The 17577-nt window shown below is 41.1% G+C and carries 14 protein-coding genes, 1 pseudogene and 1 other annotated feature; of the genes and pseudogenes, 7 read left to right on the plus strand and 8 right to left on the minus strand.

The annotated features are described in order from the left end of the window. The first annotated feature begins 64 nt into the window (after nucleotides 1-64). Nucleotides 65-145 carry an IS3 family transposase gene (locus tag WAX46_RS15905; protein ID WP_442895671.1) on the plus strand — a complete coding sequence of 27 codons (81 nt, stop codon included), beginning with the start codon at nucleotides 65-67 and terminating at the stop codon, nucleotides 143-145. Between the two features lie 60 nt (nucleotides 146-205). Here the strand turns inward: WAX46_RS15905 and coaA are convergent, their stop codons facing one another. Then, nucleotides 206-1165 (minus strand): type I pantothenate kinase, encoded by a 960-nt coding sequence (gene coaA / locus WAX46_RS11980; RefSeq protein ID WP_226570253.1) that lies wholly within the window; start codon nucleotides 1163-1165, stop codon nucleotides 206-208. Between the two features lie 185 nt (nucleotides 1166-1350). Between coaA and WAX46_RS11985 the strand changes: the two are divergent. Beyond that, nucleotides 1351-2678, plus strand: a pseudogene (locus WAX46_RS11985) (CoA-disulfide reductase). Nucleotides 2679-2917: 239 nt separating this feature from the next. Here the strand turns inward: WAX46_RS11985 and WAX46_RS11990 are convergent. Together WAX46_RS11990 and WAX46_RS11995 are read right to left on the minus strand one after the other, a co-directional pair. Beyond that, complete coding sequence (locus WAX46_RS11990) at nucleotides 2918-3694, minus strand: SDR family NAD(P)-dependent oxidoreductase (protein WP_336494093.1); 777 nt, start codon at nucleotides 3692-3694, stop codon at nucleotides 2918-2920. Between the two features lie 12 nt (nucleotides 3695-3706). After that, the gene (locus tag WAX46_RS11995) at nucleotides 3707-4657 is read right to left on the minus strand and encodes an MBL fold metallo-hydrolase (protein ID WP_336494094.1); all 951 of its coding nucleotides are present in this window, start codon (nucleotides 4655-4657) and stop codon (nucleotides 3707-3709) included. A gap of 168 nt (nucleotides 4658-4825) precedes the next feature. Then, nucleotides 4826-5037, plus strand: a binding site (T-box leader). 41 nt (nucleotides 5038-5078) lie between these two features. Here WAX46_RS11995 and proC point away from each other — a divergent pair. After that, on the plus strand, nucleotides 5079-5906 hold the full coding sequence (proC, locus tag WAX46_RS12000; RefSeq protein ID WP_226570234.1) for a pyrroline-5-carboxylate reductase: 828 nt from the start codon (nucleotides 5079-5081) through the stop codon (nucleotides 5904-5906). Nucleotides 5907-6214: 308 nt separating this feature from the next. On the opposite strand, the gene WAX46_RS12005 is transcribed toward proC, so the two are convergent. Continuing rightward, complete coding sequence (locus WAX46_RS12005; protein ID WP_336494095.1) at nucleotides 6215-7828, minus strand: M20/M25/M40 family metallo-hydrolase; 1614 nt, start codon at nucleotides 7826-7828, stop codon at nucleotides 6215-6217. A gap of 429 nt (nucleotides 7829-8257) precedes the next feature. Here WAX46_RS12005 and WAX46_RS12010 point away from each other — a divergent pair, with 429 nt between their 5' ends. After that, nucleotides 8258-9022, plus strand: a complete 765-nt coding sequence (locus WAX46_RS12010; protein ID WP_226569408.1) for an alpha/beta fold hydrolase — start codon at nucleotides 8258-8260, stop codon at nucleotides 9020-9022. A gap of 43 nt (nucleotides 9023-9065) precedes the next feature. Here the strand turns inward: WAX46_RS12010 and WAX46_RS12015 are convergent, their stop codons facing one another. Both WAX46_RS12015 and rnz read right to left on the minus strand, forming a co-directional pair. Further along, nucleotides 9066-10382 carry an aminotransferase class I/II-fold pyridoxal phosphate-dependent enzyme gene (locus tag WAX46_RS12015; RefSeq protein ID WP_226569410.1) on the minus strand — a complete coding sequence of 439 codons (1317 nt, stop codon included), beginning with the start codon at nucleotides 10380-10382 and terminating at the stop codon, nucleotides 9066-9068. Nucleotides 10383-10512: 130 nt separating this feature from the next. After that, nucleotides 10513-11445 (minus strand): ribonuclease Z, encoded by a 933-nt coding sequence (gene rnz, locus WAX46_RS12020; RefSeq protein ID WP_226569412.1) that lies wholly within the window; start codon nucleotides 11443-11445, stop codon nucleotides 10513-10515. A gap of 222 nt (nucleotides 11446-11667) precedes the next feature. Here rnz and zwf point away from each other — a divergent pair, with 222 nt between their 5' ends. After that, entirely contained in the window at nucleotides 11668-13143 is a 1476-nt protein-coding gene (zwf, locus tag WAX46_RS12025; RefSeq protein WP_226569414.1) for a glucose-6-phosphate dehydrogenase, read from the plus strand. A 290-nt stretch (nucleotides 13144-13433) separates the two neighbouring features. Here zwf and gndA read toward each other — a convergent pair whose 3' ends face one another. Both gndA and WAX46_RS12035 read right to left on the minus strand, forming a co-directional pair. Then, nucleotides 13434-14843: an NADP-dependent phosphogluconate dehydrogenase gene (gndA, locus tag WAX46_RS12030; protein ID WP_336494097.1), complete on the minus strand. Its 1410-nt coding sequence runs from the start codon at nucleotides 14841-14843 to the stop codon at nucleotides 13434-13436. Between the two features lie 98 nt (nucleotides 14844-14941). Beyond that, the gene (locus tag WAX46_RS12035; protein ID WP_336494099.1) at nucleotides 14942-16198 is read right to left on the minus strand and encodes a DNA polymerase IV; all 1257 of its coding nucleotides are present in this window, start codon (nucleotides 16196-16198) and stop codon (nucleotides 14942-14944) included. Between the two features lie 98 nt (nucleotides 16199-16296). On the opposite strand from WAX46_RS12035, the gene WAX46_RS12040 reads away from it, so the two are divergent. After that, the gene (locus WAX46_RS12040) at nucleotides 16297-16578 is read left to right on the plus strand and encodes a hypothetical protein (protein WP_099726714.1); all 282 of its coding nucleotides are present in this window, start codon (nucleotides 16297-16299) and stop codon (nucleotides 16576-16578) included. Between the two features lie 26 nt (nucleotides 16579-16604). Then, complete coding sequence (locus WAX46_RS12045) at nucleotides 16605-17423, plus strand: membrane protein insertase YidC (protein ID WP_226569420.1); 819 nt, start codon at nucleotides 16605-16607, stop codon at nucleotides 17421-17423. The last annotated feature ends 154 nt before the right edge of the window (nucleotides 17424-17577 follow it).

Raw genomic sequence — 17577 nt, forward strand, 5'->3', positions numbered from 1 at the left:
GTTCTATCTTAACAGGATTGATCGAACTACGACCAACATCGTAGAACGCACTGTCAAAGAATACATTTATTATTATAACAACATTCGTATTCAAACAAAACTAAACAACCAATCACCGATAAACTATACGCAATTGGCTGTATAAAGGTGTTTTGATCCCTGTCTCAAAAACGGGGGTCAGTCCCATGAAGTGAGCAGTTTTTCTTTATACCCGGCGGATGGCGATCTCTTCCACCTTATGCTGATCGCCTTTTTTTAAAATCAGATCCGCTCTATATTTTGTCGGTAAAATATTTTCATATAAGTTAGGCCGATTCACTGTATTCCAAATCGTACTTGCCATCTGATCCGCTTCTTCATCGGTCAAATCTTTGTATTGGTGAAAGAAGGATTCAGGGTCTTGGAAGGCTGTTTCCCGCAGCAAACGGAAACGTTCTTTATACCAAGATTGAATTTGCGTTTCAGCGGCATCTACATAAATCGAAAAATTAAAGAAGTCTGATACAAACACACTCGGTTCATCCTTCATATCACCCAGTGCTGGTGATTGCAGCACATTGATTCCTTCGATGATGACAATATCGACATCCTCCACTGTTTCATAAACTCCTTCAAGTCGGTCGTAGGTAAGATGTGAATACACCGGTGCGTGGACAGTTTGTTTACCTGACTTCAATTCATTTAAAAAAGAAAGAAGTGCTTTGACATCATAGCTTTCCGGGAAGCCTTTCTTTTCCATCAGCCCTCGATCCTTTAACTCTTTTTGAGGATACAAAAAGCCATCAGTCGTCACAAGACTCACCTTTATGCCATCTCCAAGCCTTGATAAAAGAGTTTCAATAATACGAGCAGTCGTGCTTTTCCCGACGGCAACACTTCCAGCGATCCCAATTAAAAAGGGGATTTTGGCATGATGTGGATAGTTTAAAAAAGCATTCACATGTTGATTTTTTTGTTTTTCTGCAAAAACATGTAATGTCAGAAAACGAATAAGTGGTATGTAAATATCTTGAACTTCTTCAAGTGATAAATAATCATTTAATCCTTGAAGCGCTCTGGCTTCCTCTTCTGAAACAGATACAGGCATGTATTCTCCGAGAGCTGCCCAGGCCTCTCTCGTATGGCGTGTATATAACGTATTAAAATCCAGTCGTTCGTCACCCAAAGTCTTTCCCACCAATCTTCACTAAACTCGTAACCAAAAAGGCGATAATCCGATTGTAGCTTAAAATGAAGGCGCTGTCTTTATTTTTCAACTAAAGTTTATTGCTTTTGTGAAAAAAGCATTAAAAAAAGGAAATGAGGGGTAAATAAGAATATTCAGTTTGATAGATAGAAGGGAGCACACAAATGAAATATGTGATGATTGGCGGAGATGCAGCAGGAATGAGCTGCGCTATGCAAATATATAGAGAGGATCAAGACGCACACATTATCGCTTTTGAAAAAGGAGAGATTTTCTCATATGGACAGTGCGGACTCCCCTACTTGATCGGCGGTCTGATTAATCATCACAGAAAGCTCATCGCACGTAGCGCTGAAACCTTTCGCCGCAAATATGGGATTGACGCTAGATGCTTACATGAAGTGACCTCTATTGATACCGAGCAAAAAACGGTATCGGGTATTCACACAAAAACAAAACAACCATTTACAGAAACGTATGACCGCCTGTTAATTGCGACAGGAGCAAGCCCTATCACACTGGATTTAGATGGTCATCCATTAGAAGGTGTACACGTATTAAAAACAATTCCACATGCGTTGTCCATTTTAGACAATTTAAAAAAAGACGTCACACATATCACCATCATCGGCGGTGGATATATCGGCTTAGAAATGGCAGAAAATTTAAAATCGCTAGGAAAAGAAGTACATATCATTCAGCGAGGGGCAACACTTGGTCCAGGCTTTGACCCAGATATGGCAAGATATCTTAAAGAAGAAGCGGATGATAAAGGCATTCACGTGGTGCTTGGAGAAACGGTGCAACATTTAGAGGGCAGGGCACATGTAACATCTATTCAAACAGACAAACAGACCATTGAAACGAATATGGTCATCATCGCCATCGGCGTCACTCCGCAAACCTCCTTTCTCGACAAGACAGGAATCAAGCGCCTACAAAATGGGGCAATTGCGGTGAATGAATACATGCAAACCAATATAAAAGGCATCTATGCTGCAGGGGATTGCGCAGCGACCTATCACCGCATAAAAAAAGAACTGGATTACATTCCACTTGGAACGACCGCGAATAAACAAGGAAGAATCGCAGGCTTCCATATGACGGGGACGAACCGGGCATTTCAAGGCGTACCGGAACAGCGGTGATGAAATTTATGGACATGACAGCGGGACGAACGGGCTTATCAGAGAAGGAAGCAAAAGAAGCGAACCTCCCCTTCTCCTCTATTACTATTGATAGTACTGATCACGCTGGGTATTACCCAGATGCGCAGAAAATGAAAGTAAAACTGATTTACAGAAGCGATGAGCGCACCTTACTTGGTGCTCAAATCATCGGCAAAAACGGTGTAGATAAACGAATCGATGTCATGGCAGCTGCCCTTTACCAAGAACTTACCATCACAGACCTTGAGGATTTAGATATTAGCTATGCACCGCCTTTTAATAGTGTATGGGATCCACTTCAGCAGGCTGCTAGACGAACATAAAAAAATGTGAATATATTGTACATTCAACAAATTGACACCATTAAAATTCCTATTACAGATATCCATCCACCTCTACTTTATGAACTCTTTTACAGGGGTTCGACATAGGGTGATTGATCTGTTTGTGAAGGATTTAAACATTCCATCAGTATCTAATCTATCATGAAGTGACAGTATCAGATACAATATTAAGCCCCATCCAAAAAAAGAAACCAGTCGATGACGGATTTCTTTTTTTGTTACTTTTTCATCATCGCTTTGCGTGCTGCTTTTTCAAATAGGAATGGGAATAATTGATACAATTTACTGCCAACGTTCATCCAGCCAGGTAAATTCATTTCTCTTTTTTTCGTCATCATGGCTGAGACGACCTTCCCTGCTACCTTGTCTGCACTAAGCATCATAAAATCAATATTTTTCACATAATCACCACTGCGATCTGCAATGGTAAAGAAATCCGTAGCAATCGGTCCCGGATTCACTGTCGTAACATGAATTCCGCAATCTTCCAGCTCCATTCTAAGACTGTTTGAAAATCCGAGGACGGCATGCTTTGATGCGGAGTATATCGCTGATTTAGGGGTGGCAATTTTTCCTGCCTGAGATGCAATATTGATAATGTGCCCCTGCCCCCTTTGTTTCATCTCTGGAATGACCTTTTTCGTGCAGGCGATTAAGCCAAACACATTGACCTCAAACATTGACACCATTTTCTCAATGGACGCATCTTCTACGAGATCGAATACACCGAAGCCGGCATTGTTGACCAAAATATCGACAGCTCCCACTTCTTGATATGCTCGATCAATGTCCTCAAACTGGCTCACATCAAGCTCCACGATGTGACACACCCCACCAGCACTCATGATCTTTTCTTTCACACCCGTAAGCTTGTCCATTCGTCTTGCTGAAATAATGATTTCAGCTCCTTGTGCTGCTGCCAAGTACGCCATTTTTTCACCAATGCCCCCAGACGCGCCTGTAATCCATATTCTCTTTCCTGTTAATCGCCCCATTCGTTTCACTCCTTAGTTTGCTCGGTAATAGAGGGTTCCGTCTTTTAGTACTTCTTCAATTTGTTCCTCCGCTAAGAGAACATCCAGTTGTCCGACTGTCTCAGACATGGTTAAAAATAATGCTTCTTCATATAGCACTGGAAACAGTATGCGGCAAAGATGAAAAGCAGTCATTTCTTTTTGTTTGAGCAGTTGATACATGGTATTTGCCCGTTTCTCTTGTTTCTTAAATCTTTCTTCGATTAATTCATGATGAGACGTAATCAGCTGACCGTGTCCAGGATAGATGGTCTTGATTGGCAAACGCAATAACCGATGAAGTGATGCTTTATATTGAAGCAGCGATTTTTGACGCTCCTTTCCTTCATCAGGTGCTTCCATTAACGGATTTGAAGAAATGGTTGTGAGCAGCAGATCACCACCAATGAATTTCCCCGTTGTTTCATCTAAAAAAGATAGATGAGACTGTGCATGTCCAGGGGTTTCCATCACAAAATAGTGTTCATGCCCCTTCAAACGATCGCCTTCTTTTATGACGTCATCAACATGTGCAGTACAAGAATATGTATAGGACTGCTTCACAATTCTTTCACACTCACCTTGACGAAGCGGCACACCTAATTGCTGAAAAAAACGATCCATAAAGTCTATTTGGCGCTGCTTAAACGCTGAATCCTGACTAATATAGGGATCATTCAACTGATGTCCGATCACACGGACATGAGGTTTCATCATATTTAAAAGACCGACATGATCTGCATGATGATGGGTTAATACCACTTGATCAATATCGTCTATCGATAAATGATGTTCCTTTAATTGCGTGACAAAGGCATGCTGCGCCTCTTGTGTCATCGGCCCGCAATCAACTAAGGTCACGGCCTCTCCTTTTAATACATATGCATGGACATCCCCAACAGCAAAAGGTGTAGGGATGGATAATTGAATGATTTTTTCTTTCACTTTTATACGTCATCTCCTGCTTTTTGACTCATGGATTATCCTAACTCAACCTTCTTTATTCATTGTATCTTGCAAAGGGCAGACTGTCATGCGGTTTGGATGGTCAATTTTTTATCCAACCCTATTGACACAAACTTGTCCATCGTTGCATAATGAACAACAAATAAAAGATGCGCGATGACAAGGATTAGTAAGCAAAATAATGATGCAAGAGAGTGAGGTCCGCCGGCTGTAAGACTTCATCATCCTCTTATTTGCTGAACCTGCCCTTTGAGCTGTTAGGCAAACCTAAACGTTTCCCGCGTTAAGGGACTAGAGCTGAGTATGCATGTTTGCATGCTAATTGAGGGTGGTACCGCGAAAAACCTTTCGTCCTTTGCAGACGAGAGGTTTTTTTATTTTCTACAAGGAGGAGCAGCTTATGAGTAAAATTGGATTTATCGGTGCAGGCTCTATGGCCGAGTCTATGATTAAAGGTTTAGTAAAAAACGGCATCATGTCAAATAAAGATATCATTGTAACAAATAAAACAAACGAAAAACGATTAGACGAATTAAAGATGCGCTATGGGGTCAAAACGGATTTTTCCCGATCCTTTATTTATGAAGAAGCAGATATTCTGGTATTTGCTATAAAGCCGAAAGATGCCGAAAGCGGGATTTCTGACGTACGACCTCACTTAAATGGACAGCTGATCATTTCTATTTTAGCGGGTATTTCCATTGAAACCATTCAACACTATGCTGGCGAAAAAACTGCGGTGGTTCGTGCTATGCCGAATACCTCAGCAGCGATTCAGCAATCAGCAACCGGCATTGCCGTTAGTGATGAAGTCACAGAGAAGCAAAAGGAAAAGGCCGTCGAGCTGTTTGAAACGATCGGCCATGTGACGGTACTCAATGAATCACATCTGAATGCTGTCACAGCCATTGCGGGAAGCGGTCCTGCCTTCATTTATCATTTGATCGAGGGAATGGAGCGAGGCGCTTCTGAACTTGGCATGGACCAAGCAACAGCGAAATTGCTCATTTGTCAGATGATTGCAGGCGCTGCTAATATGCTTCAGGATAGCGGAAAAGAACCTGCTGAACTTCGCAAAGAAATCACAAGCGAAGGCGGAACGACAGAAGCGGGACTGAACACACTTGCTTCCTATCAATTTGAAGAAGCGATTGTCGATTGTGTGAAAACAGCGACAAAACGTGCAGCAGAATTAAACGACATATTTTCAGCAAGCATTTATAAATGATATAGAAAAGCACCTGTTTTGATAACAGGTGCTTTTTTCACATACTTCTAGTGTTTGGATTTAAATCCCATTATCTCCTCATGTATATTCAATCATTGACTTGATGGCTTTCATTTGAGCGAGGTGATGATTTCCATGTAAAGTAATGCTTTCAACTGTTCGTCGGTTTGTTTGATCGACCATTTGCCTTCAACGATAGATTGATCAAATGTGGCTCATCACATATCTGTATGAGTTCATCAAGCTCACGAACTCTCCCAAAGTGATGTGACGATTTCTGTTTTTGTTATTTTTCCAGATACATATGCTTACCTTTTCTCTAATAAAGCATGAATCGTTGATTCTAGTAATGATGGAAAAATGCCAAAAGAGAACGGGACATGCAGCCGTTCTGTCCATTTGTGCGGGTCCTTTCCTGATGGACCAACGTTGATGACTGGAACGTAAAGCGCCTCCTTTTCTCCCTGCGGTAATGAATAGCCTTTTTGATAAAGCGGCATGTTGGTCTTGTAATCGCCTATATCCTGTTTTTCAAGCTGTATATAGCTTAAATCAGACAGCCCGGGAAAATATTTCACTTCTTCAACTTCAAGTCCATAAACCTCCTTTGCCTTCCTCTGAATCTTCTTAAGGGTCGTCTTGATATGAGGATCATCTGTTGAGGACACAGAAGGATAAATTGGTGGACTATAGAACAGAACAATCAGTGGGCCATCTTCCTTACAAAGAGTCGTTAGCTCTGATACGATTTTTGTTGAAAAGTCACGATCTCCAAGCTCACCTCTGTTGGCGAATGCATAATTGACAATTCGCTCGACTTCCTGCTCGCCTGACCGTTCAGTGGCTTTTTGATACAGCTCGTGATACGTGAGAACCGTGATACTCATGTCAATCGGTTTAAAATGTTTAAAGTGCTGAAATTCAGCTGTTTTCTCTCTGATATTAGCCTCGATTTGAACTGCTGCTTGTTTCGCTGTTTCGTAGAGAAGCCCGTGCAGCTCTTCACTTGAGCGTTTCATCATGAGTACATTAAATAAAGAAATAGCCGTGTGAGGTGTTTGAACGGAATAAGCTCCTTTTAAGTCCTTTTGCATCAAATTGGTCGGAGGCGGCGTCACTTCACCATCTACTTCTTCGCAATAGTCACTATTGAGCTCTAACAACCTGTTTAATTCAGATACCATAAAATTCGCATTTAATCCTGAAAATGGCTCTCCTACATGCGTTTCAATCCCTTTACAAAAAAAACCAGTAAGCACCTTCCCTATACTGCCGGTATAAATATATTGGTGCTCATCCCCAGGATGTTTTTCAAACATCGGTTCACTGTTTAAACACGCGGTATAGTCAAGTCCATGCTGCTCCTTGAGCTCCTTTAGTGTCGGGACAGCCTCTAGCATTCCCTGTGAATTCACTTCTTCATCTGGGACTGTGACGAGCAGTACATTTCCTTCAAACTTCTCCGTCATCGCTCTTTCCAGCATAGAGAGCTGCACGGTAAGACCTGCTTTCATATCCATAGCCCCTCTTCCAAACAACCAGTCTCCTGAGGCCAAGTCCTCCCTTGCTCTCTTTGGAAGAAGAGCACTTTTTTGAGAAAATGATGCCATCAACTCTTCAGGCTTACACGCCATATGTTGAAATTCTCCGTAATCCTCTGTATCGACTACATCAAAGTGACTGAGAAGCAAGACTGTACGAGACAGCGTACTTCGCTTCACAAGAGCCGTTAAATAATATCGGCCATCCTTCATTCGATGCAAAGCCAAATGATCAGGATTCTGCTCAAAATAAGACCGTTCCCTTAGCAAATAATATAAATATTCTGCTAAAGCTACTTCCCCCGTTGTACCAGATATGCTTTCATACTGTATAAGAACTGTGAGCAGCTCTTTTAGTTCACTTTCCGTTTGCCATTTCATCCCTTTTCCCCCTTTGTTGTCTCTTTCCTTCCATTATACAAAAACGTATATAAAAGCTATATTCTTTGAGCACCTTTTATGATGAAATTTTGAATGGCTAATCGCTATACAATTCAATAAAGGATTTGCCTCAAACAAATCCAAGCGTACGGAACAAAAACAGCCTTCCAGCTAGCTCATGCAGGACGTAAGGTTGAACTAGAAGATGACATACTCGCACGTTTGACGAACAGTAAAAGCCTCCTGTAGAGCCGCCAAAGAGCTTCATACATCCATTGAAGGTCCACGTCAATACGATCGCACATGGTAAAATCTCATAAGAAAAAGGTGTCTATTTTTTGAAATTGGCATCTTTTTTGTTTTTAAGAGAAACATCTCTGCCTTTCGTGCCGTCTTTTAGCTAAAGAACCACTTAGGGGAGATGGAAGAATGAACTCTGCAATGATTGAAAGAACGTATCATATAGATGGACATCAGTTTTATACAAAGCATCGTCAAGGTAAAAAGCAAGCTACGATTATCTTTGAAGCAGGATACGGAAACTCTGGCGACACGTGGGCGTCTATGGCGCCAGACATTGACCCAGAGCTTGGCGTTTTCTTATACGATCGTTTAGGAAATGGAAACAGCAGCGAAAGCCATGCAGGAAGAACCTTGCATGACCTAGCAGATGATTTAGATGCACTACTAAAACAAGCCAATATTCAGCCGCCCTATCTCATTGTCGCCCACTCATTCGGCTCTCTTGTCAGCCGATTATGGGCAAGTCGCAGAAGAGAAGATGTCATCGGCATGGTGCTGTTAGATCCGGCAAGTGAGGAGCAAGAGCAGGTCATCCTGCCGCTTTTATCAAAGGAAGAACGCACTTCATATATGGAGCAATTTACAGTAGAATGTACACATGAGGACTTTCAGAAAATGCTGAGTACGATTAAAAAGAAGCAAACACATTATGGTATGATGCCGCTCCTTGTCATTTCATCAGGTAAAAGCCGATTGTTTCATCCAGCCCACGAGGCCTGGCTTAGACTTCATAAACGAATGCTGTCTTTATCATCACAAAGCGGATGGATTCAAGCGCAGAACAGCTCACACTATATCCATCACGATGAACCGCATATTGTTCAGCTTGCAATTTATGATGTATGGTGTGCAGCAAAGCAACCCGTCTCCTATTATCAAACAGCCAATTAATAAACAAAAACTCCTTGACCGATCATCAGTCAAGAAGTTTCTTTTATTTATGCCATTGGATTGGGGCAGATTGACTTTTTTCAGCTAGCAGCTTTTCAATGCTGACAAGCTGAACACATATTGTAAAGATGTCAATCGCTTGCTCTAGTTCTTCAAGTGTCGGGAACGTTGGGGCAATACGGATGTTACGATCAAGCGGGTCTTTTCCATATGGATATGTCGCCCCTGCACCTGTCAGTCTAACACCTGCTCCTTTTGCTTTTTGCACAACAGCTTTTGCGCAATGATCGAGTGTATTTAAACTAATAAAATACCCTCCATTTGGCTTGTGCCATTCAGCGATGCCTTTTCCCTCAAGCTTTTCATCAAGGATAGAAAGAACGAGGTCAAACTTCGGCTTAATGATGGCTGCATGCTTTTTCATATGTTCCTTCAAGCCTTCGGGATTCTGAAAGAAACGAAGGTGTCTTAATTGATTGATTTTATCTGGACCAATCGTTTGTACTGATAATTGCTTTTGAGTAAAGCCCACATTGTCTTGACTAGATGCCATGAGTGCAACACCTGAGCCTGGGAATGTAATTTTAGAAGTGGATGCAAACATAAACACACGGTTTGGATGTCCTGCTTCCTCTACTGCTTGAAAAATATCTTTTAACGTATCAGGTGTATCTGTTAAATGGTGAACTGCATAAGCATCATCCCAAAAGATACGGAAATCGTCTGCTTTTGTTTTCATTGAAGCAAGGCGATCAACAACTTCATCTGAATACGTAATTCCGTCTGGATTACTATATTTTGGTACACACCAAATGCCTTTAATGGCTTCATCTTCTGCGACCAATTTTTCCACCTGATCCATGTCAGGTCCATCAGCCTTCATATCTACCGTAATCATTTCTATGTTAAATAGCTCACAAATGGCAAAATGACGGTCATACCCTGGGCTTGGTGCAAGGAATTTTACCTTTGGCAGCTCTCCCCAAGGTGTTTTGCTGCCATATACGCCATGAGTCATGGCACGGGCAATCGTATCATGCATCATATTCAGGCTGGAATTACCACCAATGATCATTTGCTCCGGCTTCAAATGCAAAACATCTGCAAAAAATTGCTTCGTTTCAGGTAGGCCTGTAAGGCCACCATAGTTTCGTACATCAGTGCCATCCCCAGCTGTCATCACATCCTTTGATGTCACAACATCGAGCATGCCCATCGACAAATCGAGCTGTTTTGGCGAAGGCTTCCCTCTAGACATGTCTAAGTGTAAGTTTTTACTTTTGTACGTTTCATACTCATTTTGTAGTGTTGAATATCGATCATTCAATTCTGCTTCGCTTAACGCTGTAAAACCGCTCATCTTTGATTGTTCCTCCCGTATCATTCATAGTGTCATTCGTCATTTGTTTTTTCTTCACCATTTTACCACTACCTGAAAAAGAGCGTCATCATAAATATCAAAAAAATCACACAACTGATTCATCCAATTTTTACAGGGATCTTCGATCAATGGTAAAAGAAGAGAAATCATGTGCAGCTTCTGTCAACGGAAAAATATCGCGGGCTTCTTTCAGTAATTGTTTTAGTGCCTCTTCTCCTTGATAACGCGCACTAATATGGGTCAAAATTAACTTTTTTACGCCTGCTTCCTGCGCTGTTTTCGCTGCTTGTTCTGTCGTGCTGTGGTAATAATTGTAGGCTAGTTCTGCATCATCTTTACCGAATGTTGCTTCATGGACTAACACATCCGCATTCTTGGCAAGCTTTGTTATATTCTCGCACAAACGAGTATCTCCTGAAAAGGCAACAATTCTCCCTTTTTTAGGGGGTTCCAAATAATCGGTTCCATCAATCCTTCTTCCATCATCAAGTATAACGGTTTCCCCGTTTTTTAACTTCTGATACAAAGGGCCAGGTTTTACACCGATTTCTTTTAGGTCTTCGGCTTTTAGTGCACCGGGTACATCTTTTTCCACAACCCGATAACCGTAAGCTGGAACTCCGTGAGATACCCGTCTTGCTTCTACTTGAAACGTATTATCCTCAAACACGATGCCTTCATTAATCTCTATGATATGCAGTGGATATGTTAAATTCGTTTGTGTAGCTGAAAGTGCCGCATTGACAAAGGCTTTGATTCCGCTTGGACCATATATCGTCAATTCATCCTCTCCGCCTTGAAAAGACCTGCTACCAAGTAGTCCCGGAAGACCATATACATGATCACCATGCATATGCGTGATAAAGATTTTTTCAATCTTTCTTGGTTTAATCGTTGTATGTAATATTTGATGCTGCGTCGCTTCTCCGCAATCAAAAAGCCACACTGCTTTTCTCTCTTCTAAAAGCTTAAGTGCTGTGCAAGTGACGTTTCTTGTTTTTGCAGGAATACCTGCACCTGTTCCTAAAAAGAGCAGTTCCATTACTTTTTCCTCCTACAGCCGGTTTACAATATCTTCATTCATATAGAATACATGAAGACAGGGTAAATGTGAATTCAGCGGAATTTTTTAAAAAAGTCAAACCTAAGCAGAAAAAGTCGAATCAAATGTTTGCTTTACGAACAATGAACCTATAAAATAAATAAAATGTACATACATTCTCGGTTTTTACTACAATGCTACGAATAAAGTGAGGTACTTTTCGTGAATACAGAAACTAACTATCCAAAAGCAGTAATTATCATTTTTGGCGCAACAGGAGACCTTGCAAAACGCAAGCTCTACCCTTCTATACATAGACTTTATCATAGCGGAAAGCTTGGAGATCAATTCGCCGTTGTAGGTGTTGGACGTCGCCCGTGGTCTCACGAGGACCTCAGAGCTGTGGTAAAAGAATCTGTCTCTTTTGAGGATGCAGAGGCGAAAACAGAGGAATTCATTTCTCATTTCTATTACCATGATTTTGACGTATCAAGCCCTGCATCCTACCAGGCACTCAACACTCTGCTTTCCGGCCTTGAAGATACATACAGTATCCCAAATAACCGTATGTTCTATTTAGCTATGGCACCGGAATTCTTCGGAACGATTGCGAAGTTCTTAAAGAGTGAAAACGTATCAGAAACTACCGGCTGGTCACGACTTGTCATCGAAAAGCCATTTGGACATGACCTGCCTAGTGCCAAAACGTTAAATGAAGAGATTCGTGATGCTTTTACAGAAGATCAAATTTATCGTATTGACCACTATCTCGGTAAACAGATGGTTCAAAACATTGAAGTCATCCGTTTTGCAAATGCCATCTTCGAACCACTTTGGACAAACCGCTATATTTCAAACATTCAAATTACATCTAGTGAATCTTTAGGTGTTGAAGACCGGGCTAGATATTATGAAAGTTCTGGTGCACTAAGAGATATGGTCCAAAACCATATGCTTCAGATTGTCGCACTTTTAGCAATGGAGCCACCAATTAAACTCAATACAGAGGAAATCCGAAGCGAAAAACGGAAAGCATTGCGCGCTCTTCGTCCTTTCTCTAAAGATGAGGTGGATCAATTCTTTGTCCGCGGGCAGTATGATGCTGGTACGATTGATGGCAATATGGTTCCTTCCTATCTTGAAGAGCAAAATGTGGACCCGAACTCAAATACGGAAACATTTGTTGCAGGAAAACTACTCATCGATAACTTTAGATGGGCTGGCGTGCCATTTTACATTCGTACAGGGAAACGTTTAGAAAAGAAATCCACTCAAATCGTGGTTCAATTTAAAGACATTCCAATGAACCTATACTATGGAAACGGGAATTACATGCACCCAAACTTACTCGTTATTCACATTCAGCCGGATGAAGGCATTACCCTTCACCTGAACGCTCGCAAGCTTGATGGTAGAACATATGCCAAACCGATTAAACTCGACTACCAAACAAACTATAACGATATCATGAATACACCAGAAGCATATGAAAAGCTGATTCATGACTGCTTGTTAGGTGATGCAACAAACTTTGCTCACTGGGATGAAGTGGCACTTTCTTGGAACTTTGTTGATCCGATTTCTGAGAAATGGGCAGAAACTATATCGTTAAAACCAAATTATCCTGCTGGTTCTATGGGACCGAAAGAAGCAGATCAACTTCTAGAAAAAGACGGGTATCATTGGTGGAATATATAAAATCGATACTAAAAAAGAGCAGTCTCCCGAGGGGGTTCTGCTCTTTTTTAAAGCCCTGTTTTCGTCATTTCAACAGTTGAAAAGTCAAACTTATCATAGCAATGAATGCTAAAGGAGTATTCAAACGGCCGCGAAGCTAGGCTAGGGGTGTTATAGCCTTTTTCTGTTTCTTTCATAAAGATGAAAACACATCAAAACCATTTAAAACAAAAAAGCTTGGAGAAAAACATAAGTTTCTCTACAAGCTAACCTTACCAAAGGTAAGGTTAAGGTTTTCCGTGTTTCTATCCTTATTTCATCCATTCAGTATGGAATACGCCCTCTTTATCTGTGCGTTCGTACGTATGTGCACCGAAATAGTCACGTTGTGCTTGAATTAAGTTCGCTGGAAGGACCGATGTACGATAGCTATCAAAGTAAGCAAGTGCACTTGAGAATGAAGGAACAGGAACTCCTTGTTCTACTGCAAGTGAAATGACTTTACGAAGTGATGATTGATAGCTTTCCACGATATCCTTGAAGTAAGGATCAAGCAATAGATTTTTCAGTTCAGGGTTACGGTCATATGCTTCTTTAATTTGTTGTAAGAAGGCTGCACGAATGATACACCCACCGCGGAAGATCATGGCAATTTCACCGTATTTTAGATCCCAGTTATTTTGATCAGATGCTGCTTTCATTTGCGCAAAACCTTGTGCGTAGGAGCAAATTTTACTCATGAATAGTGCTTTTCTGACAGCTTCGATAAGCGTTTGTTTATTTTCAGATGATTGAGTCGGCTCAGGTCCTTGGATCAATTTGCTTGCTTCAACACGCTCATCTTTCATCGCAGAAATAAAGCGTGCAAAAACAGACTCCGTGATAATTGGAAGTGGTACACCTAGATCAAGTGAGCTTTGGCTTGTCCATTTTCCAGTTCCTTTTTGTCCAGCTTTATCTAAGATGACATCCACAAGCGGCTGGTTCGTTTCTTCATCCACTTTTGTGAAAATATCGGCTGTAATTTCGATGAGGTAGCTGTCAAGCTCGCCTTTATTCCATTCTGAGAATACTTCATGAAGCTCTTGTGCTGATAATCCAGCGACATGCTTCAAGATAAAGTATGATTCAGAGATGAGCTGCATATCTCCATACTCGATACCGTTATGGACCATTTTGACATAATGCCCTGCTCCATCTGGACCGATGTACGTTGTACAAGGCTCGCCGTCTACTTTCGCAGAGATCGCTTCTAAAATTGGTTTCACAAGCTCATGGGCTTCTTTTTGACCGCCAGGCATAATAGATGGGCCTTTCAATGCACCTTCTTCACCCCCGGAAACTCCTGTACCAATGAAATGAATTCCACTTTCTGCAAGCTCTTGATTACGTCTTTGTGTATCCTTGTAATATGTATTTCCACCATCAATTAAAATGTCACCTTTTTCTAAGTGAGGAAGTAATGATTGAATGGTTGCATCTGTTGCTGCACCAGCTTTCACCATTAAAAGAATTTTACGCGGGGTTTCAAGCGACTGAACAAATTCTTCAATGCTGAATGTTCCAACAACGTTTTTGCCTTTTGATTCTTGAAGAAACTCTTCTGTTTTGCTGCTAGATCTGTTATAAACGGACACGGAGAAACCGCGGCTTTCAATATTAAGGGCAAGGTTTTTCCCCATAACGGCTAGTCCAACCACACCGATTTGTTGTTTTGACATAATTCTGACGTCCCTTCTAACACACTATGTTGATTACTGCTGAAATGATGTACCCTTTGAAATTACCACAATATCACCTCTTTTATCAAGTTTTCAGGCTAGTCATTTCCTCTTTCGTCCTGAAAAAAGTCTTTATTAAAACTTGTACCGCTTGTTCTGCTCTCTTTTTCCTTAATGGTTATCCCTCTTTGAACCAATGATTTTCCATACTTTTCTTTAAGACCATTTAAAATGGATTGGAGCGGCTCTTCTTTTGCATCTTCTGTATAAGAAAATAAATCAAGCTGTTTGACGGCTGATTTTCGTTCAACAAGATCTGTCCCCGTCATACCTAAGAGCCTCACCGGTTGGTCATTCCAGTGCTTAAGGAATAACTGCTTTGCCGCTTCAAAAAGATCTTCCTTCCGATCGGTTGGATTCGTGAGCATAACGCTACGTGTGATATTTTTCCAACTTGCATACCGAATCATGATAAGCAGCCGGTTCGCCATCATTTCTTTTCTCCTTAATCTTGCACTTACCGATTGTGACAGCTTATCGATTAAATTGATGAGTTCATCTGTATCATCTGAATCATGAGGCAGGGTTGAAGAATTGCCGACGGATTTAAATTCGTATATCCTTTCTGGATCAACGATGCCGTTATGGTCTCCGTTCGCCTTTTGCTTTAATCTCGGTCCATTGATGCCTAACAATTCTTTTAACGCATACGCATTCGCTTTTGCTAAATCTTCAATCGTATGGATTCCGATTGTTTTCAACTTATCTGCCGTTTTTTGTCCAACGTCGTGCATGTCACCTGCTGGAAGAGGCCAGAGCATATGCGGGACATCTCGTTTACGCAAAATGGTGATACCCATTGGCTTTTTCCAATTAGAGGCCATTTTCGCTAAAAATTTATTCGGTGCAATACCGATACTTGAAGGAAGCATGAGTTCTTCTACAAGCCTCATCTGAAGGTCATGTGCGGTTTTCACCGCATGCTCGGCATATGGTGTATTTGTTAAATCAATATAACCTTCATCAACCGATACTGGTTCCACTAAATCACTATATTCTCTTAGTATCGTAAACATTTCTTGTGAGGAGCTACGGTACCGGTCAAAGTTTGGTGTAAGGACAATTAGTCCCCGACAAAGCCGTTTTGCTTCCCACAATGGCATCGGCGGCTTTATTCCTAATGCTCTTGCCTCGTAGCTGCAAGTCACAACAATCCCTTTACGCTCTTTCGCATTTCCGCTAATGGCTAAAGGCTTCCCTCTCAAAGAAGGATCATACGCCATTTCTACCGATGCATAAAAACTATTCATATCAATATGAAAAATGATTCGTCCCTTCCTTTGAGAATCAGCCATTTACTTGCCTCCTTCATCTATCTCATCTTCGGTTTGTTCGAATAGACAATTCATATGGTATATAGTACACTGTGAGTAATGAAATGGATGTGATAATCATGATCATCGATACATTCAATGAAGTCTTTTTCCTTGTTGAATTCTTTACGATTATTCTTCCAGCGCTGACGGCCATCGGCATTGCATTCTTATTAAAAGACTGCCGGATGAACGAGCACCTTGGCGGACATCGTTTGGAAGAGTTGGACGCATCTTGCTTGAATCGAACAGATTTTCTGTTTATCATATATGATCGCATTACAACTTGGATTAGTAAAGTCATTCGAATGAAAAGATCATCAAATGATGATGAAGACCATTCGCTCCCTCTCTCTAATTAGATTTCTATTATTGAGGAGGAAATGAATTGAAACGTTTATTAACTGTTTGTACGACTTTATGTTTGATGATGATGACGTCACCTGCCTATGCTGCAAGTGCGCAAACGAATACGAGCTCTGATGGGTTTTTCCATCATTATTTTGTCCAGCCTTTTTCTGAGTTGATCATTTGGCTTGCGAACTTCTTTCATGATGATTATGGTTTATCCATTATGTTCGTGACCTTGATTGTCCGCCTGCTCATTTTCCCGCTTTTTGCCAACCAATTTAAGAAACAAAGAGTCATGCAGGAGAAAATGGCACTGATCAAACCACAGATTGACCAAATACAAAGCAAATTAAAGAAAACGAAAGAACCTGAAAAACAAAAAGAACTGCAAATGGACATGATGAAAGTATACAAAGAGAACAATGTGAATCCGCTGGCGATGGGCTGTCTGCCTATGCTGATTCAAATTCCAATTGTTCTTGGCTTTTACTCGGCTATTCGTTCAACACCGGAGATTGCCACGCATTCGTTTTTATGGTTTAACTTAGGACAAACCGATCTTTTGGTGGCGATCCTTGCAGGTGCTATGTATTTCTTGCAATTTTATGTCACACAAAGATATGCAAAGCAATCAGGTATCCAAACAGAGGCTGCACTAAAACAAGCTAAAATCATGGGCATGATTTTTCCAATCATGATGCTATTTCTTTCAATGAATGCACCCGCTGCTCTTCCTTTATACTGGATGACAAGCGGACTTTTACTCACCATTCAAACCATTATTTTAAATGTGATGTACCAAAAGTCAAAAACGAAAGCTGCGGCAAACGACCAAGTAAACCCAGCTGCTAAATAAAAATTAGCCCCTTATCAATGATATGATACCCTCATAGTAGACAAAAAAAGAAAGCATACTAATCTGTCTATAATGGAGGGGATTTTTTATGGGGAAACACGGAAAACTTATGAGGTATTATGGTTGACAAAAAAGTATGGACTACCACAATCGT

Origin of the sequence: Bacillus sp. FJAT-53060 (assembly GCF_037104745.1) — a bacterium.
GTDB classification, from domain to species: domain Bacteria; phylum Bacillota; class Bacilli; order Bacillales; family Bacillaceae; genus Bacillus; species Bacillus stratosphericus_B.

Bases quoted from the DNA above. Each gene is read 5' to 3' on its own strand.
- WAX46_RS11990 (WP_336494093.1), bottom strand. From the start codon at position 3,694: ATGGGGCGATTAACAGGAAAGAGAATATGGATTACAGGCGCGTCTGGG.
- proC (WP_226570234.1), top strand. From the start codon at position 5,079: ATGAGTAAAATTGGATTTATCGGTGCAGGCTCTATGGCCGAGTCTATG.
- WAX46_RS12005 (WP_336494095.1), bottom strand. From the start codon at position 7,828: ATGAAATGGCAAACGGAAAGTGAACTAAAAGAGCTGCTCACAGTTCTT.
- WAX46_RS12010 (WP_226569408.1), top strand. From the start codon at position 8,258: ATGAACTCTGCAATGATTGAAAGAACGTATCATATAGATGGACATCAG.
- WAX46_RS12015 (WP_226569410.1), bottom strand. From the start codon at position 10,382: ATGAGCGGTTTTACAGCGTTAAGCGAAGCAGAATTGAATGATCGATAT.
- rnz (WP_226569412.1), bottom strand. From the start codon at position 11,445: ATGGAACTGCTCTTTTTAGGAACAGGTGCAGGTATTCCTGCAAAAACA.
- gndA (WP_336494097.1), bottom strand. From the start codon at position 14,843: ATGTCAAAACAACAAATCGGTGTGGTTGGACTAGCCGTTATGGGGAAA.
- WAX46_RS12035 (WP_336494099.1), bottom strand. From the start codon at position 16,198: ATGGCTGATTCTCAAAGGAAGGGACGAATCATTTTTCATATTGATATG.
- WAX46_RS12040 (WP_099726714.1), top strand. From the start codon at position 16,297: ATGATCATCGATACATTCAATGAAGTCTTTTTCCTTGTTGAATTCTTT.